We start from the raw sequence: 25,069 nt of genomic DNA, 5'->3' as shown, positions 1-25,069 counted from the left end.
AGTTAAAAAATGCTTTGTAAGTATCTAAAATGGTCGAGAGGGAATATCAGATTTAATACGGAAAAGTAAAAACACCCATTGGGAGGTGGGAAAGAGGAATGCAATATTTAGCACATATAAGTGAAGACGGACAAAGAGAACAAAGTGTGTTAAATCATTTGACGGCTACTGCTGAAAAAGCATCACAGTTTGCAAAAGCCTTTTCTGCGGCAGATTTAGGGTATTTATGCGGGATTTTGCATGACATAGGGAAATATTCGCTGAAATTTCAGCGGCGAATTACAGGTTCAAATGAAAGGGTAGACCATTCGACGGCAGGCGCACAGGTGGCTTGCCTTGAATTAAGAAATGTTCCGGTAGGGTTTTGCATTGCCGGACACCATGGTGGGCTTCCAAATGGAGGGAACCCTAAGCTGGCAACCTCAGATGAGCCTACTTTTGCTGGCAAGATGTTGCGCAAAGTGGGGGAGGACATAGAAGACTACCGTGTCTATCAGAATGAACTGGCTGTTTCGGCCTGTGAGATACCAAAAAGATTTTTGGCTAATGCTCAAACAGGATTTTTCTTTACCAGAATGCTTTATTCTTGTTTGGTAGATGCTGATTATTTGGACACAGAGGCTTTTATGGAGGACAACCCTCAAAAGCGCTTAGAGGGAACTGGTTTAAAAAAACTGGATATGCAGTTAGACGACTTTATTGCCCCTTGGTGGAAATCAGATAAGCTTTTAAATCAAAAGCGATGTGAAATTCTAAAAGCGTTGATAGAGGGTAGTGGTCAAAAAGCAGGGCTTTTTAGCCTGACTGTGCCGACAGGTGGTGGAAAAACCGTCAGCTCTATGGCTTTTGCTCTTAAGCATGCTCTTGAAAACGGTTTACGGCGAGTTATTTATGTGATTCCCTATACGAGTATCATTGAACAAACGCAAAAGGTATTTGAAAAAATATTTGGTGAGGAAAACGTCGTGGCGCACTATGCCAGTTTGGATTATACCACAGATGAAAGCGGGAAAATTACAGACAAGCGTTATCTTGCTACCGAAAATTGGGATGCTCCTATTATTATTACCACATCAGTGCAATTTTTTGAGTCTTTATATGCCAATCGGCCTTCACGATGCCGAAAGCTACACAATATAGCAGAGAGCGTAATTATTTTTGATGAAGCGCAGATGCTTCCAGTCCCTTATCTCAAGCCTTGTATTCATGCCGTTGCCGAGCTGATCAAAAATTATGGATGTTCGGCTATTATGTGTACGGCGACACAACCAGCACTTACCCCTTTGTTTGCAGAATTGCTCCCCGAGTTTGAAAGCCGTGAGCTTTGCCCCAATGTGTCAGACATGTATCTTTTTTTTAAACGAGTAGAGTACAAAAAAGCGGGTCCGCTGTCTGATGAAGAAGTAGCGTATCGTTTAAATGAACAGAAGCAGGTTTTATGTATTGTCAATAATAAAAGGCAGGCTCAAAAGATTTACGGTTTGCTAGATGGAAAAGGTTGCTTTCATCTTTCTACTATGATGTGTCCGATGCATAGACGAGAAGTTCTTGATGAAATTCGGGACAGATTGAAACTGGGCAAGCCTTGCAGAGTCATTTCAACTAGCTTAGTAGAAGCTGGGGTAGACGTAGATTTTCCTGTGGTTTATCGTGCTTTGGCGGGACTTGATTCTATCATTCAAGCAGGTGGGCGCTGTAATCGCGAAGGAGCACCGGAAAAAGGATTAGTCTATATTTTTGAAAGTGAACAAAAGCCGCCCCAAGAAATTTTGCAGAATGTAGCAGCAGCACAGCGTATTATGCGCGATTATGAGGATATTTCCTCACCTGAAGCCATTCAAGCCTATTTTGATTTTTTGTACTATCGGCTGAAAGATGAAAAAGATTTGGATAAAAAAGAAATTCTACGTGAGATTCAAAAAGGGACTATGCCGTTTGAGACAGTGGCAAATGAATTCCAGTTTATTGAGCAAGCCAGCTGTACGGTTTACGTTCCTTGGAAAGAGGGAGAATCGCTTATCAATCTGCTGAAAAATGGTATGATGAGTCGTGGACTGCTGCGAAAGGCAGGACAATATGCGGTTAGCGTTTATCAACCGCATTTTAATGAGTTGATTCGCTCGGGCGCAATTCAAAAAATAGGAATAGATTCTGCTGTTCTCAGCGATATATTATTGTATAAAGAAGAAACCGGTCTTTCTTTTGAAGTCAATTTTGGTCAAGAACATATTGTTTGATGAGAGGTGATAGAGAATGTCTGTTAAGGTAGAGGTTTGGGGAGATTATGCGTGCTTCTCTCGACCTGAAATGAAAGTAGAACGTGTTAGCTATGACGTGATGACACCCTCAGCGGCTAGAGGAATTATAGAAGCAATTTATTGGCACCCCGGTATGAGATGGATAATTGATAAAATTTATGTGATGGAAAAGATTCAATTTACCAATGTTCGCCGCAATGAGGTGAAATCTGTTTTATCAGGAAGAAACGCAAAAAGTGTGATGGAAGGAAGCCAGAAACCAATCTTTATTAGTGCTTCTGATGATATTCAGCAACGGGCAGCCATGATTTTGCAAAATGTGCATTATGTCATTGAAGCGCATTTTGAAATGACTGATAAAGCAGTACCTAGCGACAATGAGGGGAAGTTCAGCGATATCATGCGACGGCGATTGGAAAAAGGGCAATGTTATCATCAACCTTGTTTTGGTACTCGTGAATTCCCTGTCAATTTTAAAAAATGGGAGGGCGGCGATATAGAAACAGCCTACCCCCATGAGGACATCGACCTAGGATTTATGCTTTTCGATATGGACTACAGTGACAGTCAAAATATAACGCCTTTGTTTTTTCGGGCACAACTGCAAAAGGGCGTGCTGGATTTACAAGATTGTGAGGTGTACCGATGATACTGCAATCACTGGTGGCTTATTATGAAGCACTTGCCGATAAAGGCAAAATTGCCAGACCGGGTTGGGAAAGAGTCAAGGTCACGCATGCACTCGAAATTGACAGCGAGGGGCAACTGCTCTCTATTCTTCCGCTCAAAACAGAGAGTAAAGATGGGAAGAGAATGGTACCAAGAGAAATGGAGTTGCCGGCACGAGTGAAAAAAACAGTGGGAATCAGCTCCAATTTCTTATGTGAAAATGCGGCCTATTTTTTAGGCATAGGAGACAAGGAAAAGCCACAAAGAGTGTTGGATTGCTTCGCTGCTGCCAAACAATTGCATCAAGAGATTCTTTCGGAGCTTGATAATGATTACGCAAAGGCGATTTGCTTATTTTTTAATACATGGGATGCCTCACAAGCAAGAGAAAATGAACTTATTCTACCCTATATAGAAGAGCTAGAGGGTTCGGTTAATCTTATTTTTTACTTCCAGAATCACTATCCGCTCGAAGAAAAAGAGATAAAGGCGGCTTGGCAAAAGTATTATGATCAAGATGAAACAGGCGACAAAATGCCTTGTTTAATTACAGGAGAAAGCAGGGTTCCAGCAGCAACTCATCCTTCTGTTAAAGGGGTAGCTGGGGCACAGTCAAGTGGGGCAGCGTTGGTGTCGTTCAATGCTCCGGCCTATTGTTCTTTTGGCAGAGAGCAAAATTATAATGCCCCGGTCAGCAAATATGCAGCCTTTGCTTATACAACTGTTCTAAATCACCTTTTATCAGAACGAGAACACGTTAAGCGTATAGGTGATTCAACACTTGTCTATTGGTCAGAAGATGCGGAGCAAGCGCCCCAAGAGTGTTTTGGCGCTTATATGTACGGAGCAAACAATACAGCAGAAAATCAAGACACAGTAGACGACAATGACTTAGATGACTTAATGGGCAAAGTGGCAAATGGAGAAGTTGTCAACTGGAAAGGGAGTCCAGTAAACCCTAAAAATCGATTTTATGTGCTGTCATTGGCACCCAATGCCGCCAGACTTTCAGTAAGATTCTTTTTTTGTGATAGTTTTGGCAGCATGATTCGTAACATACAAAATCATTATAAAAGAATTGAAGTGGTGCCGGATAATCGAAATACCTATAAAAATATCCCTTTGTGGGCGCTTTTGCGTGAAACTGTGAATGAAAATGCAAGAGAAAAAGTGGCTTCTCCACAGATGTCGGGCGATATGCTCAGAGCCATTTTGACAGGGGGGCGTTATCCGTCGACACTCTATCAGCAAACACAGCTGAGAATTCGCGCAGAACGCACTATAACTAGAGGGCGCGCGGCCATTATAAAAGCTTATTTAGATAGAATAGACCATCACAAGGAGGTATTAACAGTGGAACTAAATGAACAAACAACCTATCAACCTTATGTTTTAGGAAGGTTATTTGCCGTGTTGGAGGAAATTCAAAATAAAGCAAGTGGCGTTACAACCATCAAGGATAAATATTTTACTTCGGCTTGTGCAACGCCCTCTGTTGTGTTCCCCATTATTGTCAGTTTGTCAGAAAAGCATGTACGCAAGTTGGAAATTGGCTCTAAAATTAACTTATCTAAAAAAATGGGGGAGTTGATGGCGATGATTACAAACAGCTATCCGGTTCACCACAATTTATATGATCAAGGTATTTTTCAACTAGGTTATTATCATCAGACACAAAAACGCTATGAAAAGAAAAATGAAAACCAAACAACCAAGGAGGAAAATGAAAATGTCTGAAGCAATTAAAAATCGATATGAATTTGTTATTTTGTTTGATGTGGAGAACGGAAATCCCAATGGTGACCCCGACGCAGGCAATATGCCTCGCATCGACCCCGAAACCAATTTTGGGTTAGTAACAGATGTTTGCTTAAAAAGAAAAATCAGAAATTATGTAGAGACCGTGAAAGAGGGAGAAAGCGGTTATCGCATTTATATTAAAGAGAAAGTGCCGCTTAATCGTAGTGATTTAGAAGCCTATGAGTATGTTGGTGCAGACGATAAAACCATAAAAGATAAGAAGAAAAAAGACGAGAAGATCGACGAAAAAATTAGGGACTTCATGTGCAGCAACTTCTTTGATATTCGTACTTTTGGGGCAGTTATGACGACTTTTGTGAAAGCGGCACTTAATTGCGGACAAGTTCGTGGCCCTGTGCAGCTTGGTTTTGCCCGCTCTGTTGACCCTGTTATTCCACAGGAGGTAACGATTACTCGTGTTGCCATTACGACTGAAAAAGATGCTGAAAAAAAGGGAACAGAAATGGGACGTAAATATATTGTGCCTTACGGTCTATATCGTTGTGAGGGCTATGTTTCGGCGAATTTGGCCCGTAAAACAACAGGTTTTTCAGAAGAAGATATTGAACTGCTGTGGCAAGCTATTCTCAATATGTTTGAGCATGACCATTCTGCTGCCAGAGGAAAAATGGCGGTTCGGAAGCTGATTATCTTCAAGCATGATTCAGAGTTTGGCAATGCGCCTGCCTATAAGCTGTTTGAGACGGTCAGTGTTAAACGCAAAGAAGATGTCGAGATAGCACGCAGTTATAGTGACTATGAAATTTCGGTAGATGAAATAGCGATTCCGGAAGGTGTGACATGCACGCAAATGGAATAAGCGGCTATCCGGAAGAAGATTTTCTGCAGTTATCAGGACTCCAGCATTTTCTTTTCTGTCGGCGGCAGTGGGCCTTGATTCACGTTGAGAATCTTTGGGCAGAAAATCTGCGTACCATCGATGGGCAAATTATGCATGAGCGTGCTCACGATGAAACATACAGAGAAAGACGAGGTAACACGGTCATAGCCCGTGGAATCAGTGTGAAATCCAGTCGTTTAGGGGTTTCAGGTCAATGTGATGTTGTGGAATTTCATCGTGATGAGGCAGGGGTGTCCATTCACGATTTGGACGGCTTGTGGATTCCCTTTCCGGTGGAATATAAAAACGGTGAACCAAAAGAAAACAATTGTGATGCAGCACAGCTTTGTGGACAAGCCATGTGTCTGGAAGAAATGCTGTGCTGCAAAATAGAGCGTGGTGCTTTGTTTTATGGTAAGACAAAGCGCCGCTTTCCTGTGGAATTCACTAAGGAACTTAGACAGGAAATTGAAGACGCCTTGCAAGAAATGCACCAGCTGCACGAGCGTGGATATACACCAAAAGTGAAACGAACAAAAGCTTGCAATGCCTGTTCTTTAAAAGAGGTTTGCTTGCCGGCTCTTATGAAGATTCGTTCTGTCAAAGACTATATGGAGGAAAATCTATGAGGAAACTTCTCAACACGCTTTTTGTGACAACGCCTGATGCTTATCTGAGCCTTGACGGAGAAAATGTGATTGTGCAGCAGGAAAAGAAAGAATTGGCAAGATTTCCTCTTCATACGTTAGAAAATATTGTCACTTTTACGTATCCGGGTGCTAGTCCCTCTCTAATGGGAGCCTGTGCCAAGCACAATATCAACTTGTGCCTTTGCACACCAAATGGTCGCTTTTTGGCACGAGCGGTAGGTAAATCAAATGGAAATGTGTTGCTGCGAAGAACGCAATACCGAATAGCTGACGACGTTAGTGCCAGTTCTCGTATTGCGAGGAACATGATATTTGGAAAAGTGTATAACGCTAGGTGGAGCGTTGAGCGAACTATTCGAGATCATGGCATGAGAATTGATAAAGAAAAGCTTCAAAATGCTTCGGGAATATTGCAAGATATGCTGCCTAAAATTCAAAATGTGGATACTTTGGAATCACTGCGAGGATTAGAAGGAGAAACGGCGGCTACTTATTTTTCAGTATTAGACGAAATGATATTAAATGATAAAGAAAATTTTTATTTTCCAGGAAGAAGCAGACGACCTCCCCTAGATAAAATGAACGCCATGCTTTCGTTTGTTTATTCTTTGCTGGCTAATGATTGTGCGGCAGCACTTGAATCTGTAGGACTAGATTCTTACGTTGGATTTATGCATCGTGACCGTCCGGGGCGGTCCTCTTTGGCATTGGATTTGATGGAGGAATTGCGTGCTTGCTTTGCAGATCGCTTTGTGCTGACCTTAATCAATAATAGAATCATAAAAGCCAAAGATTTTCAGGATAGAGAGAGTGGAGCGACCCTAATGACCGATGAGGGACGAAAAACCGTGATTAAAGCGTGGCAAGAGCGAAAACGAGAAACGATAACGCATCCCTATTTGAAGGAGAAAATTCCATGGGGATTAGTACCGTACGTACAGTCCTTATTGCTGGCAAGATATTTGCGAGATGATTTAGATGGATATCCTCCTTTTTTGTGGAAGTAGGTGGTTGAAATGCTGGTACTTATTTCTTATGATGTCAATACAGTAGATTCAGCAGGACGACGAAGGCTGCGCCTAATTGCAAAGCAATGTGTCAATTATGGCCAGCGCGTGCAAAATAGTGTTTTTGAGTGTCTGTTAGATGCAGCACAGGCCAAAATGCTTCAACATAAACTTTGCAGTATCATCGACCAAGAAAAGGACAGCCTACGTTTTTATTATCTAGGAAAAAATTACAAAACGAAGGTTGAACATTTTGGTGCAAAGACAAGTTACGAACCAGAAGGTGTATTAATGGTTTAGTGCGAAGGATAAGCAAACATAAATTACAAGAGGGCTCGCACCAATTTTTGATTGATTCTAAATGGATATTAATCTTTAAAAAGAAAGTTTACACCTGAACAAGCAAAAAATTAAAAATATATGACAAACAAATTAAATTTTTACAAGCAAAAATTATAACTTTTTGCTGTCACTCCCCACACGGGAGTGTGGATTGAAATGTCGAAGAGGGGCAAGAACTCACACCCCAGCAAGTGTCACTCCCCACACGGGAGTGTGGATTGAAATGGTAACACCTTCTTGCGCCACCAAATAATCGGCAATGTCACTCCCCACACGGGAGTGTGGATTGAAATTTTGTCCTATCGGATTTATTGTGATGCAACAAGAAGTCACTCCCCACACGGGAGTGTGGATTGAAATTTTTTCTTGATATTTTATTATTGCTTCAGATACTTGTCACTCCCCACACGGGAGTGTGGATTGAAATTTTGCCCAAGCTGTTTTCTTCAAGCCTAGAAAAATCGTCACTCCCCACACGGGAGTGTGGATTGAAATCCCTCTAAAATATATTTCATGGCATTGCTAATTTGGTCACTCCCCACACGGGAGTGTGGATTGAAATCCAGTAGGCAGCATCATCAATACGCTGTTTTGCAGTCACTCCCCACACGGGAGTGTGGATTGAAATTTTTAGGCCTAAATCGCATATTCTGTGCTGTATCGGTCACTCCCCACACGGGAGTGTGGATTGAAATGCAACAGCAATGTCACCAAGGTAAGACCGCTGCGTCACTCCCCACACGGGAGTGTGGATTGAAATCACAGGAGTTTTGTATCGGCGTGACAATAACCGCGTCACTCCCCACACGGGAGTGTGGATTGAAATTTTTGGCTGCAACAGGGTCATTGAGAAGAAGTGAAAGTCACTCCCCACACGGGAGTGTGGATTGAAATTTTTGATTGAGAGCTTATTAGCTCCGGCATTGTGTCACTCCCCACACGGGAGTGTGGATTGAAATAGTGTCAATATCACCTGTAACCACTTGTACAGTAGGTCACTCCCCACACGGGAGTGTGGATTGAAATACAAAATGGCAAAACGGAGAAGCTACACAAAAGCGTCACTCCCCACACGGGAGTGTGGATTGAAATTACGGTACCGCTCCGCACACTCCGGGCAATAATTGTCACTCCCCACACGGGAGTGTGGATTGAAATGCATATCCACAGGTTGTTGCGATATGCTTAAATTTGTCACTCCCCACACGGGAGTGTGGATTGAAATATGTGCGCACCTCCTCAAACTCGGATATGTAAATCGTCACTCCCCACACGGGAGTGTGGATTGAAATACCCTCGGCGGTTGTGTGGTGTGTGAATGATGTAAGTCACTCCCCACACGGGAGTGTGGATTGAAATCTGTAAATTATCAACTGGCAGGTTGACAATTTACATGTCACTCCCCACACGGGAGTGTGGATTGAAATTGTATCAGCTATCACATACTCCAAAGTGTGGATTGTCACTCCCCACACGGGAGTGTGGATTGAAATGCTGGTAGCGACATCTAATTGTGATTGCAAAGATGTCACTCCCCACACGGGAGTGTGGATTGAAATATCGATGTCATAATAATCGTCATTAAAAACTAATCGTCACTCCCCACACGGGAGTGTGGATTGAAATTTGTTTTCATTTTGCTTTTGCGTTGTGATTGCACGGTCACTCCCCACACGGGAGTGTGGATTGAAATCCTTCCGCTTTTTAAATATTTTTGAAGAGTATCTAGTCACTCCCCACACGGGAGTGTGGATTGAAATATCTTTTGTGCCTGTATAACCTATAAAGTTATAAACCGTCACTCCCCACACGGGAGTGTGGATTGAAATACTCGGGCAGAGGTCATCACGCCCAGCTCATGTAGTCACTCCCCACACGGGAGTGTGGATTGAAATGGATTCCATTTCAACTCTGCACTGTCATTCGGTGTCACTCCCCACACGGGAGTGTGGATTGAAATATCAGGCGTGACAAAAGCCTTGCCCTGTGGGACAGGTCACTCCCCACACGGGAGTGTGGATTGAAATCTCCATCTCCTGTCATAGGCTCTCCACAGTGCCCAGTCACTCCCCACACGGGAGTGTGGATTGAAATATTTGTAACGAACGCTGGCGGTGTATCGAAGATGTCACTCCCCACACGGGAGTGTGGATTGAAATAAGGCAGTGCTGCTATGATGAAATCAGCATGGGGTCACTCCCCACACGGGAGTGTGGATTGAAATGTATTTGTCTAGTTTCGAAACGTCAGCGGTGCGGTCACTCCCCACACGGGAGTGTGGATTGAAATGTCAGCAAGGCTTCTGCCGTGCCGTCCCCGAAAACGTCACTCCCCACACGGGAGTGTGGATTGAAATTCAACTCAAGCAAAATAGGGTTGGCAATGGTAAGTCACTCCCCACACGGGAGTGTGGATTGAAATAAACTATCCAAAGAATCACACTGGAGCAAGGCAAGTCACTCCCCACACGGGAGTGTGGATTGAAATAGTTAGAAACTGCAATTGTTATGGATGACAACTATGTCACTCCCCACACGGGAGTGTGGATTGAAATTGTCAGTAACAGCAGCAACAATTTTATCAGCTCTAGTCACTCCCCACACGGGAGTGTGGATTGAAATGTCGGGTACTGGAAATCAGGCAGGATTTAGGCAAGACGTCACTCCCCACACGGGAGTGTGGATTGAAATCGTTAAATGGGTATCTATTTTTTCGGCTGATACGCGTCACTCCCCACACGGGAGTGTGGATTGAAATAAAAAAGACATCAGTGTGTCGCTGGTGTCCTCAAGGTCACTCCCCACACGGGAGTGTGGATTGAAATGGCGATTGAAGCCCGTGTTATTGCTTGGCTTGCCGGGTCACTCCCCACACGGGAGTGTGGATTGAAATGGTTCCCAAAAATCCTGCCAACAACAGGGCTCTGAGTCACTCCCCACACGGGAGTGTGGATTGAAATTAAATGACATAAAAGTAATGTTTTCTCTGCCAAGGTCACTCCCCACACGGGAGTGTGGATTGAAATCGGCCGTAAAAGGCGACAACGGCACGCCTGACAAAGTCACTCCCCACACGGGAGTGTGGATTGAAATAGTACCAATTTTTTTCTGACGTGTTTCTCTCGGGTCACTCCCCACACGGGAGTGTGGATTGAAATAGTTTTACCGCTAACAGATTTTAAAACACCCGCTGTCACTCCCCACACGGGAGTGTGGATTGAAATTTGCTGGCTTTAAAAGCAAACCTAGCCACTAGCAGTCACTCCCCACACGGGAGTGTGGATTGAAATATCCTCCTGCAATGGATTTAGAGTTAGAAAGGCTGGTCACTCCCCACACGGGAGTGTGGATTGAAATGAGTAAGCTCTAGTTTTGCTCCTGCGTAAATTTCGGGTCACTCCCCACACGGGAGTGTGGATTGAAATATTTGAAGACGCCGCCGTTGAATCCATCTCTTGGGTCACTCCCCACACGGGAGTGTGGATTGAAATAAATCTTTGAATCTAAAGCAACCACGCTCAAAATAGTCACTCCCCACACGGGAGTGTGGATTGAAATAAAGACATGCTATGAAAATATGTTTGCATTATGTGTCACTCCCCACACGGGAGTGTGGATTGAAATTACCTTTTGTTGTTTTATCGTAATTTCTATCTGAAGTCACTCCCCACACGGGAGTGTGGATTGAAATTGACATTTTGCATCGACCCATTAACCGATATGTTGTCACTCCCCACACGGGAGTGTGGATTGAAATTTTTTGGCTTGCTAAAGCGATACAAGAAGTAGGGTCACTCCCCACACGGGAGTGTGGATTGAAATATTATTAATTTGCACACCAATAGGAACATTTTGTGTCACTCCCCACACGGGAGTGTGGATTGAAATCCGGAAGACTAATAAAAACACATATTGAGGGTGGGTCACTCCCCACACGGGAGTGTGGATTGAAATATCTGCTCTGCATACGTCAAAGCAGAATCAAAAGTCACTCCCCACACGGGAGTGTGGATTGAAATATACCAAACTAAATACGCTTGGTTGTTTTGAAAAGTCACTCCCCACACGGGAGTGTGGATTGAAATGCTTTGAAACTCGTCAAGCATAATTCTTTGTGTGGTCACTCCCCACACGGGAGTGTGGATTGAAATATTGCCTTTAGGAGGCTTCTTACTTGGTTTAGGCTGTCACTCCCCACACGGGAGTGTGGATTGAAATTGTGAAACTGAAGAAGCAAGAATCGGAATTAAAAGTCACTCCCCACACGGGAGTGTGGATTGAAATATTTATTACTTGAAAAGGAGATTAAGGTAATGGCAGTCACTCCCCACACGGGAGTGTGGATTGAAATATAAGGAAACCCGTTGTAATCAATAGGTGATAAACGTCACTCCCCACACGGGAGTGTGGATTGAAATAATTTGTGCCTTAATATCAGCAATTTCTCCACCCGGTCACTCCCCACACGGGAGTGTGGATTGAAATATTCTAGGCCTTTGGAAAACGGCTGACGGCTTGATGTCACTCCCCACACGGGAGTGTGGATTGAAATAAAGAATTGCCCTCCTCGCTGTCTGTCATAGGAGCGTCACTCCCCACACGGGAGTGTGGATTGAAATTTAGACGGTGCTGCAGCTACCCAAGGGCGATTTTGTCACTCCCCACACGGGAGTGTGGATTGAAATTTATGTCATTTTCACAAAGGCTGTCTGAATTAATGGTCACTCCCCACACGGGAGTGTGGATTGAAATATTGAAGAAGAACTTACAGTAAATACGCTAATTGGTCACTCCCCACACGGGAGTGTGGATTGAAATAGGAAAATTATCTTCTATTAATACACTGTATAAGTCACTCCCCACACGGGAGTGTGGATTGAAATAGCTGTGTTCCTCCATGCCACCACATCAATAAAATGTCACTCCCCACACGGGAGTGTGGATTGAAATTGTTGCCTGAATAGGTGGGAACTGGCTCGCTGTAAGGTCACTCCCCACACGGGAGTGTGGATTGAAATCTGTTTGGTGTAGTTTCATAAGGAAAACCATTGTGTCACTCCCCACACGGGAGTGTGGATTGAAATATTTGTAATAGGTATTCCTATAGGCACATTTTGGTCACTCCCCACACGGGAGTGTGGATTGAAATACCTACAATCCGCAAACATGGCGGATATTTAACCGTCACTCCCCACACGGGAGTGTGGATTGAAATAATAAGACAATATCAACTGTAAGTAGCTTTAGTGGTCACTCCCCACACGGGAGTGTGGATTGAAATCTCCTTTATCGTCTGTAAGGGTTGTACCCCTCGCCGTCACTCCCCACACGGGAGTGTGGATTGAAATGTTAATACTGGTATGGCCGTCTGCGTGGGTAACTGGTCACTCCCCACACGGGAGTGTGGATTGAAATCAAAAACTTTCTGCGTGCGTTGCTTGGCCAACTTGTCACTCCCCACACGGGAGTGTGGATTGAAATTAAGCCCTGTGTAGCACATAAAGAAGATGTAATCGGTCACTCCCCACACGGGAGTGTGGATTGAAATAATATGGATTCCTGCTGTTTCAATCGAACCGAAGGTCACTCCCCACACGGGAGTGTGGATTGAAATGATGATGTTATCACCGACACAAAGGAGAAATAAACGTCACTCCCCACACGGGAGTGTGGATTGAAATTGAAATTGACTCAATCAAACAAATCACAAACAACGTCACTCCCCACACGGGAGTGTGGATTGAAATCCCCTTTAAATAACTATTATCTTACAAAAGTAAGAGTCACTCCCCACACGGGAGTGTGGATTGAAATAATCGAACCGAAGCAGCGTTGAAATCTTCCCAAAGTCACTCCCCACACGGGAGTGTGGATTGAAATAACGCAACAGACTTAATAATTACTATGTTTATAAGTCACTCCCCACACGGGAGTGTGGATTGAAATACAATGGAATCATCCCAATCATAGGCGATTTTAGTCACTCCCCACACGGGAGTGTGGATTGAAATTGACTACTCATGGAAAATGTCGTCAAAATGTGCGTCACTCCCCACACGGGAGTGTGGATTGAAATATAGAAAAGGTGTTTTTTACAACGGAAGTACAGGTCACTCCCCACACGGGAGTGTGGATTGAAATGCTAAAAACAAAAGACGGCGCTTACAGTGCGTTGCGTCACTCCCCACGCGGGAGTGTGGATTGAAATTCGAACGTCCTGCAACGTGCCGACCTAACAATCATGTCACTCCCCACGCGGGAGTGTGGATTGAAATATTTTGCGCATTAAACCAAAACGCTGTAACACGCAATGTCACTCCCCACGCGGGAGTGTGGATTGAAACAATAATGCGCAGATACCAAAAAATTATCTGTACGCCGTCACTCCCCACGCGGGAGCGTGGATTAGAATTGACAATAATAAAAGACATTCTTACTCTTTCGTATACACCAGTGAAAGAAAATAAAAATGTCTTTTGCGGATTAATAATAAGGAAAACACCATAAGTAGCGAAAATAAATTTCTTATTTTAGTGTTTTAGAGAATCAAAGAAGGCTTTGTTATGCAAATAAGATTGGCTTTCTGGTTTTAACTTGCCAGCTTGCTCATTATGGTAAATGGATTTTTCGATGTTGTTTAGTCGGTAGTAGCAGACACATAGTTGCAGATGGGGTTGAAAATCATAGCAGTCTGGCAGAATAAAAGCGCCAGATTGATCATTTCGTTCGCAAGATAAGGCTGTTTCATACCAAAATACAGCAGTATCATATTTTTTTTCTTCTATGAAGTATGAACCTAGGTCGCAACAAATTTCGGCACGGGGACGATCGAATTCAAAACTGTTCAAGAGAGAATAAAGAGCCTTTTTGCGGTTATTTAATTTAAGATAGCTGATATAAAGGCTACGGCAAGCTTCAATTTGATTCTCAATCCATGCAGTGGGGTCGTCTAACACTTCCTCCAACACTTGGGTAGCTTCTTTATATCGATTGTGATAAGTAAGCTCTCTGGCATAATAGAATTTATCTCTAGCACAAAGGGGATGGCCTTTAGAAATTTCACTTTCATAAATTCTCAAATTGCGCGTATTGTCTCTGCTCTTTAGTTTACGATGGCTGATGGCAATTTCTGTATACAATCTTTTTCCAATACTGCTGATAGCTTCATGTACGGCGCCTCGCCAAATCATACCGCACGAGCGGCGAATTAAACGCTCACGATAAAAAGAAAAAGAAACATTTCCTTTTTCATCAAAGCCAGTATTGTATTTCATGTAGACAACATTAACGTCTGTGGGCAAAGTCTCTTTTAAAGCAATGATTTTTTCGATTTCACTGTCTTCAATGATATCATCGGCGTCCAACCACATACAAAAATCTTGGGTAGCCTGAGAAAATGAATAATTTCTGGCAGCAGAAAAATCTTCAATCCATTCAAAATCATACACTTTGTCAGTGAACTGTTTTGCAATTTCTTTACTACTGTCATCGCTTCCAGTGTCAACAATCACAATTTCGTCAGCAAATTTTGAGGCACAGGTAAGGCATCTTGCCAGAACATCTTCTTCGTTCTTAACAATCATACATACGCTGATAGTCATCATAGATTCTCCTTTATTAACTAAGGTGGAAATTTAAAAACACTATTTTTACCAGTCTATGCGGACAGGTTTACAAAGGTGTATAAATTTTAAAAAAATAAAGAAAAATAATGATACTCTAGTAGGTTAGCAATAGATATCAATAAAAAAAGCCTTGTGATTTCATGTTAAAAGAAATCACAAGGCTTACATTAATTATTTTATTCTTTTACTAATATTTCGCAGATTTCACCGATAAACATGCGATGGAGTCCGTCTTTACTATAATTTTTTGTATAGAGATCCGCATTAATAAAGGCTTTTTCTTCAAACGACTGCGTATACAATTTGCGGCAGATAAGTACTAACTTTGCTTCTTCATAGTAAGGTGCTTTTTGGTCAAAAACAGGTGTAAGCCCTGTCTCTTTGTCTTTGTCGCAGTCACGGCCACTGTGCGAACCGTAAAAGCCTAGTGTCTTTCGGTGAGTTTCGTCAAAGAAACAGAGTGAATAATATTCTTCACGGTCTAAAAATTCCAATGTGTAGCGTTCAGGGCGTACATAAATGGTGCTGGTGTAATAATTCCAAATTTCTCCCAAAGCTCCCCAACTGGCTGTCATGGCATTATGTGACTGTTTGTTGCCGGCTGCCACAAGCATCCAATCTTTGTTGATGAGGGTAAATGGGTTAACAAGTAGCTGTTCAGCATTTGACTTACGAAATGACATAATAAACCTCCATTAATATTTTTGTTGTGTTGTTGTATTCTTACAGTTTTATATGATTTAATTAGTCAAAATATCTCTTTGCTAATAAGGGTAAATCAGGTATAATAATCTGGTATGTTTAAAGGGGGATGAGTATGAGTGGAAATATAATAAAAAAAGTAAAGCAGCATCCGCTGATTGATATGTTGATTCATCTGAAAGGAAACCCTAAAATAGCTATTTTGGTAGAACCATTTTGGGGAATCCCTTTTAATCTGATTGCTCCTTTTACGACGCTATATATGTATTCATTAGGAGTTACAGATGTTCAAATTGGATTGATTTTATCGATTTCTATGGTGGTGCAACTGTTCTTTTCTCTGATGGGCGGGATTATTACCGACAAGCTTGGTCGAAAAAACACAACCATTATGGGTGATTTTTTCGGTTGGACACTAGCTTGCCTTATCTGGGCTTTTTCGCAGAATTTTTGGTTCTTTTTAGCAGCAGTATTAATGAACAGTTTTGAACAGATTAATCAAACTGCTTGGGTATGTTTGCTGATGGAAGACAGTGATAAAAGACACACAGTTAACATTTATACGTGGGTCAGTATTGCCGGTTTGATGGCGGTGTTTTTTGCACCTATTTCAGGCGTACTGGTGGCAAAATTCAGCCTTGTTCCTGTTGTACGCGTGTTGTATTTTATCTTTGCGGTTAGTATGATTGTGAAAGATATTATCACGTGGAGACACACAACAGAGACTAGACAAGGCAAGATTCGCAGACAAGAGACGAAGGGTGTATCGGTTGGGAAAATGCTGCTTCAATATAAGACGGTGATTCCAAATCTTTTAAAGAATAAGGCTACCATTCAAACACTGGCCTTGATGATTTTTACGTATATCACAGCCATGATCAGCAATAATTTTTTTGGCTTATACGTCGGAGAAACGCTAGATGTAAAAAAGGAATATTTGGCATTCTTTCCCATTATAAAGGCCATTGTGATGATTGCCTTTATGTTTGGACTTCAGCATAAAATTACAAAAATTAAAAGACCTTTGATTATTGGCCTTGTCATTTATATTGTAGCACAATCGGTTTTAATTGTTTCGCCAAAAGGGCAGATTATAACCATTGTTGTCTATATTTTTATGGATGCTGTTGCCAATGCGCTGGTATATCCCAGAAAAGAGTCTATGTTGATTTTAAATGTTGACGAGGGAGAAAGAGCTAGAATTATGGCCTTGATGACAACGCTAATGATTGCTTTTTCTGCACCGTTTGGTTATTTAACGGGTCTATTATCGGGCATAGACCGTCGCTTACCTTTTGCTTTTGGTATTTTGATGTTCGTCCTTGCCATTTTTGTGGTCAGCCGCAGCAAAGAACCAGAGCCTGAAATACAAGTTGAACCATAAAAAGGAACCATCTTCATTTGAGTATAGAAAAAGGGAACGGAATTTATTTTCTGTTCCCTTTTTGTTTGTCAAAAAGTAAGTAATGTGTTTTATAGGTTTCTGGATTTTTCAGCGCTTATATGAACTGCTTTCATAATACTGCTTCTCATACCTGTTTCTTCCAGCGTTTTGACGGCTTCAATGGTGGTACCGGCGGGGGAACAGACCATATCTTTCAAGGCAGCAGGGTGTATACCGCTTTCCAGTACCATTTTAGCGCTGCCTAAAACAGATTGTGCTGCAAAAGTATAGGCTTGGCTGCGGGGCATACCTTCTGCAACGGCAGAGTCAGCCATAGCTTCGATGAGCATAAAAATATAAGCGGGAGAACTGCCGCTGACACCGACCACAGCGGGCATGAGATGTTCAGGAATAACTTCTGATTTGCCAAAGCTGCTAATAATTTTTTGTGCAGTTTCGAGCATTTCAGGAGTGACATTCTCATTGGGAGAAAGAGCCGTCATAGCTTCACCCACGAGAGCAGGGGTATTAGGCATCGTGCGGATAACGGGAATATTATTGCCCACCAAAGCACCAATAAAATCTAATCCTTTGCCGGCAACAATGGATATTAAAAGATGGTTGGAGGTAAGAAAAGGAGCAATTTCTGAAAGAACATTTGCTGTAAATTGCGGTTTAATAGCCAAGAAGATAATTTCAGAAGCTGAAACAACTTCTTTATTATCAGACGTTTCTTGAATGCCATATTTTTCTTTTATCTGATCTCTGGCAGCGGCATTCACATCTGACGCCGTAATATCAGCCGGAGCACATAGGTTACTGTTTAAAATGCCGCCAACAATGGCACTTGCCATATTTCCGCAACCGATGAATCCAAGTTTCATGTTGTCACCTCATTTGAATAATTACTTTAAATTGTAGAACCAAATGAAAAAGAAGTCAAGAAAAATGATTTTCTTTTTAGCGGGATGACAGCAAAAAAAGAAAAAATTGTAAAACCAAAAAGTAGAAAAAGAGTTGACAAACCGTACATAAGTTTGATAAAATAAAACAAACAAATGTTTAAGAGGGCTAATTATGGAGAATCCGATTTTGCATATTGATATGAATAATTTTTATGCGTCGGTAGAATGTCTATATGCGCCAGAATATCGCAATGTACCGATGGCAGTGGCCGGTGACAAGAAAAACCGCCATGGTATTATTCTTGCCAAGAATATGCTTGCAAAAAAAGCAGGGGTAAAGACCGCAGAGACAATTTGGCAAGCACAGAAAAAATGTCCGAACTTGGCACTGATTTCGCCTCATTTTGAACGGTATCAGCATTATTCACAAAAAGCAAAAGAAATTTATAGCAACTATACTGACCGTGTAGAAAGCTTTGGCTTAGACGAATGCTGGTTAGATGTGGGTGGTAGCGGCCGGCTTTTTGGTGACAGTCTGCAGATAGCAGAAGAAATTCGGGAGAGAGTGAAAGCGGAGTTGGGTTTGACAGTGTCGATTGGTGTCTCATTTACCAAGACTTTTGCTAAACTGGGCAGTGATTATAAGAAACCAGATGCGGTTACCGTATTTAGTAAAGAAAATTATAGGCAGCTTGTTTGGCCACAGGCAACAGAGAATTTGCTTTTTGTGGGGGCAAATACCAAGAAAATATTGAATCAATATGGAATAAAAAATATAGGGGATATTGCATGTTCTGACAGAGTTTGGATGAAAAAGAAGCTTGGCAAAATGGGAGAATCTTTGTGGCTTTCAGCAAATGGAGAGGATTCTTCTGTAGTAGAGAGAATTGATGCAGAAGAGGATGTCAAGACTATTGGCAACAGTACCACTTTGCCCAGAGATATCAGTAAAGAGCAGGACATTCAGACAGCGCTTTTATCTTTGGCAGAAAGCGTGAGCAGCCGATTGCGAAAACATGAGAGGCGCTGTGGCGAAGTGCAAATCACGGTTCGCAGCAAAGATTTTGAAGAGTTTCAAAGGCAATGCAGCGTTTCGCCCTCTATTTGTGATTCGCAAAGTATTTATGAAACGGCGTGGAAGTTATATAAAAAAGAGAACAAAAGATGGCAAGTGCGTTTGCTGGGGATTCGTGCAGGTAAGCTGACAGAAATAGAAGAAGAACAAATTTCGCTATTTGGTGAAACAGAGAAGCATAAAAAAAGAGAAAGATTAGAAATGACCATGGATAAGGTCAGAGAGCGTTTTGGGGACGATTCTGTACACAGGGCAGTTTTAAAGCCAGAGGATGATGAGGGATAAGCAATGGATATGTTTCAGAAGCTAGAGATTTTGACGGATGCCGCAAAGTATGATGTGGCCTGCACGTCCAGCGGCGTAGACCGAGGGGGAGAAAAAGGAAAAATAGGCAACACTGTTGCTGCCGGAATTTGCCATAGCTTTGCGGCAGATGGACGGTGTATTTCTCTTTTGAAGGTTCTTCTCAGCAACGACTGTGTCTATGACTGTTCTTATTGCGTTAACCGTCACAGCAATGATGGCCAGCGAACAACCTTTACCCCTGATGAGCTTTGTGAACTAACCATTCAGTTTTATCGCCGCAATTATATTGAGGGGCTATTTTTAAGCTCCGCCATTGTGCGCAATCCTGATTATACCTGTGAACTGATGATTCAGACGATTAAAAAACTGCGCAATGAATACCGTTTTAATGGTTATATCCATGCCAAGGCCATTCCGGGAGCAGACCAAAGACTGATAGATGAATTGGGACTCTATGCGGACCGTATGAGTGTGAACATTGAATTGCCCTCGAATGACAGCCTAAAAAAATTGGCACCACAGAAGAGCAAAGAACGCATTTTAGGCTCAATGAAACAGATTAAGAGCGGTATTCAACAAAATAGTACGGAGCTGGTGAAATATAAATCAGCACCCAAATTTGTACCAGCCGGGCAATCTACACAAATGATTATTGGTGCTTCTGATGAAAGCGACCGACAGATTTTGAAGCTCTCTGAGGGGCTATATCAAAAGTTTGAACTGAAACGAGTGTTTTTTTCTGCCTACATGCCTATCATTAACGATAGAAATCTGCCAGCGTTAGACACGCCTCCGCCGCTTTTGCGTGAGCATAGACTTTATCAAGCGGACTGGTTATTGCGATTTTATAAGTTTAAGGCTGACGAGATTTTAGATGATAACAACCCAAACTTTAACCCCTTGTTAGACCCTAAATGCAACTGGGCGATTCATCATATGGAGCAGTTTCCTGTCGAAGTGAATCGTGCACCTTATGAAATGTTGTTGCGTGTGCCGGGCATTGGCGTGAAAAGTGCCTTGCGTATTGTGCAAGCTAGGCGATATACGATTCTCAATGTTGAAGAATTGAAGAAGCTGGGCATTGTTCTAAAACGAGCTAGATTTTTCATCACGTGCAACGGGAAAAGCGCTTCTCTTTTGCGCACAGATAACCCCGCTGTCATTGCCGGTGCGATTTGTGAGCGTGGATTCTCAGAGCGTGAATTGGCGGCACCGGAGCAAATGTCGCTGTTTGCGCCAACAGGGGAGGATAAAGTCAAATGCTTGAGTGGTCAAATATAGTCTATCAATATGACGGCAGCTATGACGGTTTTTTGTGTTGTGTCTTTGAAAGCTTTTTGGCAAAAGAAAATCCTGCTGACATCATTTTGCATGATGAACAGCAGGAAACGCTTTTTCCTGTCAAATATATTGAGACAGATGATGTGCGTGCAGGTCGGGTAAAACGGTCGATTCCACTGAAAATGTCACAAGAAGCGGAAGATATTGTCAAGCGTGCCTTTCTCAGTTGTATGGAGCATAAAGAAACTAAAATTTTGGCATTTCTTCGTCTTGGCTATCAAGTGGGCGCTAAAGTAACAAAGCTCTCCACGCATGATGTTGTGCATACGATTGACAAAGCCGTGAAATTTGTTGGGAATGAAGCACATCTATCGTTAGAATTCTTGCGATTCTCGGAGTTTGGAGAGTTTTTAGGCGCAGAAATCACGCCTAAAAATAATATTTTACCGCTGATTACCTATCATTTCTGCGACCGTTTCCCTGATGAAAACTTTGTTATCTACGACAAAAACCACCAAATTGCTTTTTTGCACAAAGGAGACGGCACAACCGAATATCTATATGGCAATGTCACATTCCCCGACCCTGATGAGGAAGAAGAAAGCTATCGTCGTTTATGGAAGCATTTCTACGAAACCATTGCGATTGAAGGACGGCGCAATGAACGTTGCCGCATGAACCATATGCCCAAACGGTACTGGCCCAATATGACTGAATTTAAGGCATGAGCGGTTTATAGTCTGGCACGATAACCGGTAAATCGGCAAGGTAGCGACGAACCATGTCTAGTGCCTGTGAGGCTGAACAGTGCCGGTGCCATTCACGGGTTTTAGTGCGACCAATAGGATTACGACGGCTGACCCACGTGTTTTTGCCGTCACTTAGCGCAATATAAACAAGGCCGACTGGCTTTTCGGCAGTGCCGCCGTCAGGCCCTGCAATGCCGGTAATGCCAATGCCAATATCGGCGCCCGAGGTTTTTACAATTCCCTCTGCCATGGCTTTAGCAACTTGTTCGCTGACTGCTCCATACTTAGCAAGCAGTTCATGGGGGACACCCAGCAGTTTTTCTTTGACTTCGTTGGAATAGGTCACGCAGCCCATTTCAAATACGGCAGAGGAGCCCGAAATATCAGTGATTCGCTTGGCAAGCAATCCGCCTGTGCAGGATTCTGCAGTGGCTATTTTTCTATTGGCTCTGGTAAGTTCTTTGACTACAAGTTCTTCCAGTGATTCAGCATTGTCAGCATAGACGAAATCACCCAAACGCTCTCGAATGGTTTGGATAGCAGGTTGGCAAAGAAGGTCAGCTTCTTCAGGAGTGGTGGCTTTAGCGGTGACACGCAGATAACATTCACCTTCTTTGGCATAAGGGGCAACAGTTGGGTTGCCGCCATCAATTAAATCTTTCACAATTTGAGAGACAACGGCTTCGCCCTTGCCAAAAATGTGTACGTTGTGAGAAACAATAACAGCATTTTGCTCTTTTTGCAGATAAGGTACGACAGAATCAAGCAGCATAGGCTCAAGTTCAGAGGGAGGGCCTGGCAACATGATAATGGTGCTGCCTTTGTCGTCAGAAAAAGCACAACCCGGTGCAGTGCCGTTGTTGTTTTGGAAAACAGTGCAGCCTTCAGGAAGCATGGCCTGTTTCATTTGATTTTCGCTAACAGTATGTTCATTAAAATAGTTTTCAATGCGACGCAGGCTTTCTTCGTGCAGAACTAATTTTTTGCCTGCGGCACGAGCAGCTGTTTCTTTGGTCAAGTCGTCTTGCGTGGGGCCAAGTCCCCCCGTGAGAATCAGCAGTTCACACCGAGTGAGTGCCGAGCGAATGGATTCATCCAAGCGTTCAGGGTTATCGCCCACTACAGATGAGAAGTGAAGATTAATGCCTAAAGCGGAAAGCTCTCTAGCGACAATAGCCGTATCTGTATTGATAACTTGTCCGAGCAGAAGCTCTGTTCCGACAGAAATAATTTCAGCATTCATAAAAACACATCCTTTAGATTTATTTAAGTTTATAAGTAAGCCCCTACTCAGTAGGGGCTTTTTGGCTGCCTTTAGCATATCTCAAAATCACGGTGAAATGTCAATGAATTTGCGGTTTTCAATTGCTTCCATCATAAGGGATTCGCCGTCAAAGTTCTTCTCTGCAAATTCAATGTGATGTAGTTTTGGTTTGGTACGGGGGTGTTTGGGGGTGAAAATTGTACAGCAATCTTCATAGGGTTCGATGGAGATATCATACGTATCGATTTGATAGGCAGTCTTGACGATTTCTGATTTATCCGAGCCAATCAGCGGTCTGAACACTGGCATAGACACCACGGCGTCTGTACAGGCGATGGCTTGCATGGTTTGGCTGGCAACCTGACCCAAACTTTCACCTGTGATGAGTGCACCGCAGCCTTCAAGCTCGGCAATCTTTTCAGCCGCACGCAACATATAACGGCGCAAGATGACCGTGTTTAGGTCACCGGGGCAATTGTCACGAATAGCTTCTTGCAGTTTGGTGAATTCAACAGAAATCATCTGCATTCTGCCGGCATATCCTGAAACTTTTCGCAGCAAATTTTCAACCTTACGATGAGCCAGCTCACTGGTGTAAGGTGGGCTTGAAAAATGAATGGGAACAAGCTGAACCCCACGTTTTGCCATAGTCCATGCGGCAACAGGGCTGTCAAGTCCGCCGCTAATGAGAACAGCACCACGTCCTCCAGTGCCAACGGGTATACCGCCTGCTCCTTTTTTTGGAGTGGTGTGCACATAGGCATGGTCCTCACGAACTTCGACGTTCACGATGAAATCAGGGTTGCGCACATCTACCGTCAAATGAGGGTATTGTTCCAAAAGGTAGCCGCCTACCAGATTAGAAACCTCGGGTGACTGCAAGGGGAATTTCTTGTCACTGCGCTTGGTCTCTACTTTAAATGTTGCGGCCGATTCCAAATCGTCACGTAAGTATTCGGCAGCACGTTTTTGAATCTCTTCTATTGCTTTTTCACAGCCGCCAGCTCTGGCATAGCCAACAATACCAAAAATTTTAGAAACAATATTTTCTGCCATATCCATGTCAGAATCCTCGTTTTTTGGCACAACATAGATGGTGGACTGCAATGTTTTGACGTCAAATTCTCCCGCATGACGTAAACGTCTACGCACCGTTTTCACTAACATATCCTCGAAAGTGCGTCGATTTAGACCTTTCAGCACAATTTCTCCGAGTTTTAATAAAATTACTTCCATTCTTTTATCCTTCCTAGACATCATTTTGAAAATAGTACAGAATAAGCGCCGTATTGCCGCATTTAGTCGCAGGCAATGCGGCGCTTTTGCTTTTGTATGAAATAGATTATTCAGTCAGCAGAGCTTCGACCTTATCAATTGCTTTGTCAAGCCAGTCTTTATCAACCAATTCAACCACACCGCGGTCGCATGAAGAAGCAACAACAGGGTCAATCGGCATTTTAGCGAGAATCGGCAAATTATATTTAGCGGCAATCTCGTCTACATGGCTTTCACCGAAGATGTTGATGTGCTTGCCGCAGTCAGGGCAAAGAGCATAGCTCATGTTCTCGACCAAGCCAAGAATCGGAATATTCATCATATTTGCCATTTCAACGGCTTTGGCAACCACCATAGAAACCAATTCTTGCGGAGAAGCCACAATAATAATGCCGTCAACAGGGAAGGATTGGAACACAGTTAAAGGAACATCGCCAGTTCCGGGAGGCATATCGACAAACATAAAGTCGACATCTTTCCAAATGACGTCTTTCCAAAATTGCTGAAGAACGCCGGCAATAACAGGCCCTCTCCATACAACGGGAGCGGTTTCTTCATCTAATAAAAGATTGATGCTCATGACGTCAATGCCAGTTTTGGTGGTGACAGGTAGCAAAGAATCTTCTGTGGCTTGTGCTTTTTCTTTCAGCCCAAACGCTTTGGGGATGGACGGACCGGTAATATCAGCATCTAAAATAGCAGTGCGATAATCGCGACGCTGCATACCTACGGCCATGAGAGAGGTCACTAGTGACTTTCCGACGCCGCCTTTGCCACTAACCACGCCGATTACTTTTTTGATTTTGCTCAACGAATGAGGAGGGATTTTTAAGCTTTGCGGTTCGCTTTTGCGAGAAGAACAAGTTTCACCGCAGCTGGAACAATCTGTCGGTTTACAATCTGCCATATTTAATCATCCTTACTTTATAGACTTAAA

The 25,069-nt window shown here is 42.9% G+C and carries 17 protein-coding genes and 1 CRISPR repeat array; of the genes, 11 read left to right on the top strand and 6 right to left on the bottom strand.

The features are described from left to right. Positions 1-98 precede the first annotated feature (98 nt). The 7 genes from CS931_RS05520 to cas2 are packed head-to-tail and all read left to right on the top strand — an operon-like array spanning position 99 to position 7,525. Positions 99-2,237, top strand: a complete 2,139-nt coding sequence (locus CS931_RS05520) for a CRISPR-associated helicase/endonuclease Cas3 (RefSeq protein ID WP_099204779.1) — start codon at positions 99-101, stop codon at positions 2,235-2,237. 16 nt (positions 2,238-2,253) lie between these two features. Continuing rightward, positions 2,254-2,907: a type I-C CRISPR-associated protein Cas5c gene (gene cas5c / locus CS931_RS05515; protein WP_099204778.1), complete on the top strand. Its 654-nt coding sequence runs from the start codon at positions 2,254-2,256 to the stop codon at positions 2,905-2,907. Continuing rightward, positions 2,904-4,664, top strand: coding sequence for a type I-C CRISPR-associated protein Cas8c/Csd1 (gene cas8c / locus CS931_RS05510; RefSeq protein ID WP_099204777.1), 1,761 nt, complete (start codon positions 2,904-2,906; stop codon positions 4,662-4,664). Before cas5c ends, cas8c begins: the two co-directional genes overlap by 4 nt. Beyond that, positions 4,657-5,547, top strand: a complete 891-nt coding sequence (gene cas7c / locus CS931_RS05505) for a type I-C CRISPR-associated protein Cas7/Csd2 (protein WP_099204776.1) — start codon at positions 4,657-4,659, stop codon at positions 5,545-5,547. Before cas8c ends, cas7c begins: the two co-directional genes overlap by 8 nt. Further along, positions 5,529-6,197, top strand: coding sequence for a CRISPR-associated protein Cas4 (gene cas4 / locus CS931_RS05500; protein WP_099204775.1), 669 nt, complete (start codon positions 5,529-5,531; stop codon positions 6,195-6,197). Before cas7c ends, cas4 begins: the two co-directional genes overlap by 19 nt. Next, entirely contained in the window at positions 6,194-7,225 is a 1,032-nt protein-coding gene (gene cas1c / locus CS931_RS05495) for a type I-C CRISPR-associated endonuclease Cas1c (RefSeq protein WP_099204774.1), read from the top strand. The genes cas4 and cas1c overlap by 4 nt, the downstream gene beginning before the upstream one ends. A gap of 9 nt (positions 7,226-7,234) precedes the next feature. After that, positions 7,235-7,525: a CRISPR-associated endonuclease Cas2 gene (gene cas2, locus CS931_RS05490; protein WP_099204773.1), complete on the top strand. Its 291-nt coding sequence runs from the start codon at positions 7,235-7,237 to the stop codon at positions 7,523-7,525. A 168-nt stretch (positions 7,526-7,693) separates the two neighbouring features. Continuing rightward, positions 7,694-13,978: a CRISPR direct-repeat array (repeat unit 32 nt; unit sequence GTCACTCCCCACACGGGAGTGTGGATTGAAAT). Between the two features lie 118 nt (positions 13,979-14,096). Here the strand turns inward: cas2 and CS931_RS05485 are convergent. Both CS931_RS05485 and CS931_RS05480 read right to left on the bottom strand, forming a co-directional pair. Then, positions 14,097-15,170 (bottom strand): glycosyltransferase, encoded by a 1,074-nt coding sequence (locus CS931_RS05485; RefSeq protein ID WP_099204772.1) that lies wholly within the window; start codon positions 15,168-15,170, stop codon positions 14,097-14,099. Between the two features lie 197 nt (positions 15,171-15,367). After that, complete coding sequence (locus CS931_RS05480) at positions 15,368-15,874, bottom strand: flavin reductase (protein WP_099204771.1); 507 nt, start codon at positions 15,872-15,874, stop codon at positions 15,368-15,370. A 134-nt stretch (positions 15,875-16,008) separates the two neighbouring features. Here CS931_RS05480 and CS931_RS05475 point away from each other — a divergent pair, with 134 nt between their 5' ends. Then, positions 16,009-17,277, top strand: a complete 1,269-nt coding sequence (locus CS931_RS05475; RefSeq protein WP_242964909.1) for an MFS transporter — start codon at positions 16,009-16,011, stop codon at positions 17,275-17,277. Between the two features lie 89 nt (positions 17,278-17,366). On the opposite strand, the gene proC is transcribed toward CS931_RS05475, so the two are convergent. Next, on the bottom strand, positions 17,367-18,161 hold the full coding sequence (gene proC / locus CS931_RS05470; RefSeq protein WP_099204769.1) for a pyrroline-5-carboxylate reductase: 795 nt from the start codon (positions 18,159-18,161) through the stop codon (positions 17,367-17,369). 193 nt (positions 18,162-18,354) lie between these two features. Between proC and dinB the strand changes: the two genes are divergently transcribed. From dinB to CS931_RS05455, 3 genes are read left to right on the top strand one after another with little or no spacing between them, the layout of a single operon-like run. Then, the gene (gene dinB / locus CS931_RS05465) at positions 18,355-19,542 is read left to right on the top strand and encodes a DNA polymerase IV (RefSeq protein WP_099204768.1); all 1,188 of its coding nucleotides are present in this window, start codon (positions 18,355-18,357) and stop codon (positions 19,540-19,542) included. A gap of 3 nt (positions 19,543-19,545) precedes the next feature. Next, entirely contained in the window at positions 19,546-20,844 is a 1,299-nt protein-coding gene (locus tag CS931_RS05460) for a putative DNA modification/repair radical SAM protein (protein WP_099204767.1), read from the top strand. Further along, on the top strand, positions 20,823-21,572 hold the full coding sequence (locus CS931_RS05455) for a TIGR03915 family putative DNA repair protein (RefSeq protein ID WP_099204766.1): 750 nt from the start codon (positions 20,823-20,825) through the stop codon (positions 21,570-21,572). The genes CS931_RS05460 and CS931_RS05455 overlap by 22 nt, the downstream gene beginning before the upstream one ends. On the opposite strand, the gene CS931_RS05450 is transcribed toward CS931_RS05455, so the two are convergent. From CS931_RS05450 to CS931_RS05440, 3 genes are all read right to left on the bottom strand, one after another. Then, positions 21,562-22,836 (bottom strand): competence/damage-inducible protein A, encoded by a 1,275-nt coding sequence (locus tag CS931_RS05450; protein WP_099204765.1) that lies wholly within the window; start codon positions 22,834-22,836, stop codon positions 21,562-21,564. The two genes, CS931_RS05455 and CS931_RS05450, sit on opposite strands and share 11 nt — an antisense overlap. Positions 22,837-22,923: 87 nt before the next feature. After that, entirely contained in the window at positions 22,924-24,093 is a 1,170-nt protein-coding gene (thiI, locus tag CS931_RS05445) for a tRNA uracil 4-sulfurtransferase ThiI (protein WP_099204764.1), read from the bottom strand. Between the two features lie 106 nt (positions 24,094-24,199). Beyond that, the gene (locus CS931_RS05440; protein ID WP_099204763.1) at positions 24,200-25,039 is read right to left on the bottom strand and encodes an Mrp/NBP35 family ATP-binding protein; all 840 of its coding nucleotides are present in this window, start codon (positions 25,037-25,039) and stop codon (positions 24,200-24,202) included. Between the last annotated feature and the right edge of the window lie 30 nt (positions 25,040-25,069).

Source organism: Scatolibacter rhodanostii, from assembly GCF_900197595.1.
Lineage (GTDB): Bacteria > Bacillota > Clostridia > Oscillospirales > Acutalibacteraceae > Scatolibacter > Scatolibacter rhodanostii.
Note: the sequence above shows the minus strand (reverse complement) of the source record. Positions and strands in the feature narration are given on the sequence as shown.

Excerpts from the sequence above, each read along its gene's own strand:
- cas4 (WP_099204775.1), top strand. The coding sequence starts at position 5,529 with ATGCACGCAAATGGAATAAGCGGCTATCCGGAAGAAGATTTTCTGCAG.
- CS931_RS05460 (WP_099204767.1), top strand. The coding sequence starts at position 19,546 with ATGGATATGTTTCAGAAGCTAGAGATTTTGACGGATGCCGCAAAGTAT.
- cas7c (WP_099204776.1), top strand. The coding sequence starts at position 4,657 with ATGTCTGAAGCAATTAAAAATCGATATGAATTTGTTATTTTGTTTGAT.
- cas1c (WP_099204774.1), top strand. The coding sequence starts at position 6,194 with ATGAGGAAACTTCTCAACACGCTTTTTGTGACAACGCCTGATGCTTAT.
- CS931_RS05480 (WP_099204771.1), bottom strand. The coding sequence starts at position 15,874 with ATGTCATTTCGTAAGTCAAATGCTGAACAGCTACTTGTTAACCCATTT.
- cas2 (WP_099204773.1), top strand. The coding sequence starts at position 7,235 with ATGCTGGTACTTATTTCTTATGATGTCAATACAGTAGATTCAGCAGGA.
- CS931_RS05485 (WP_099204772.1), bottom strand. The coding sequence starts at position 15,170 with ATGATGACTATCAGCGTATGTATGATTGTTAAGAACGAAGAAGATGTT.
- thiI (WP_099204764.1), bottom strand. The coding sequence starts at position 24,093 with ATGGAAGTAATTTTATTAAAACTCGGAGAAATTGTGCTGAAAGGTCTA.
- CS931_RS05440 (WP_099204763.1), bottom strand. The coding sequence starts at position 25,039 with ATGGCAGATTGTAAACCGACAGATTGTTCCAGCTGCGGTGAAACTTGT.
- CS931_RS05450 (WP_099204765.1), bottom strand. The coding sequence starts at position 22,836 with ATGAATGCTGAAATTATTTCTGTCGGAACAGAGCTTCTGCTCGGACAA.
- CS931_RS05455 (WP_099204766.1), top strand. The coding sequence starts at position 20,823 with ATGCTTGAGTGGTCAAATATAGTCTATCAATATGACGGCAGCTATGAC.
- dinB (WP_099204768.1), top strand. The coding sequence starts at position 18,355 with ATGGAGAATCCGATTTTGCATATTGATATGAATAATTTTTATGCGTCG.
- CS931_RS05475 (WP_242964909.1), top strand. The coding sequence starts at position 16,009 with ATGAGTGGAAATATAATAAAAAAAGTAAAGCAGCATCCGCTGATTGAT.
- CS931_RS05520 (WP_099204779.1), top strand. The coding sequence starts at position 99 with ATGCAATATTTAGCACATATAAGTGAAGACGGACAAAGAGAACAAAGT.
- cas5c (WP_099204778.1), top strand. The coding sequence starts at position 2,254 with ATGTCTGTTAAGGTAGAGGTTTGGGGAGATTATGCGTGCTTCTCTCGA.
- cas8c (WP_099204777.1), top strand. The coding sequence starts at position 2,904 with ATGATACTGCAATCACTGGTGGCTTATTATGAAGCACTTGCCGATAAA.
- proC (WP_099204769.1), bottom strand. The coding sequence starts at position 18,161 with ATGAAACTTGGATTCATCGGTTGCGGAAATATGGCAAGTGCCATTGTT.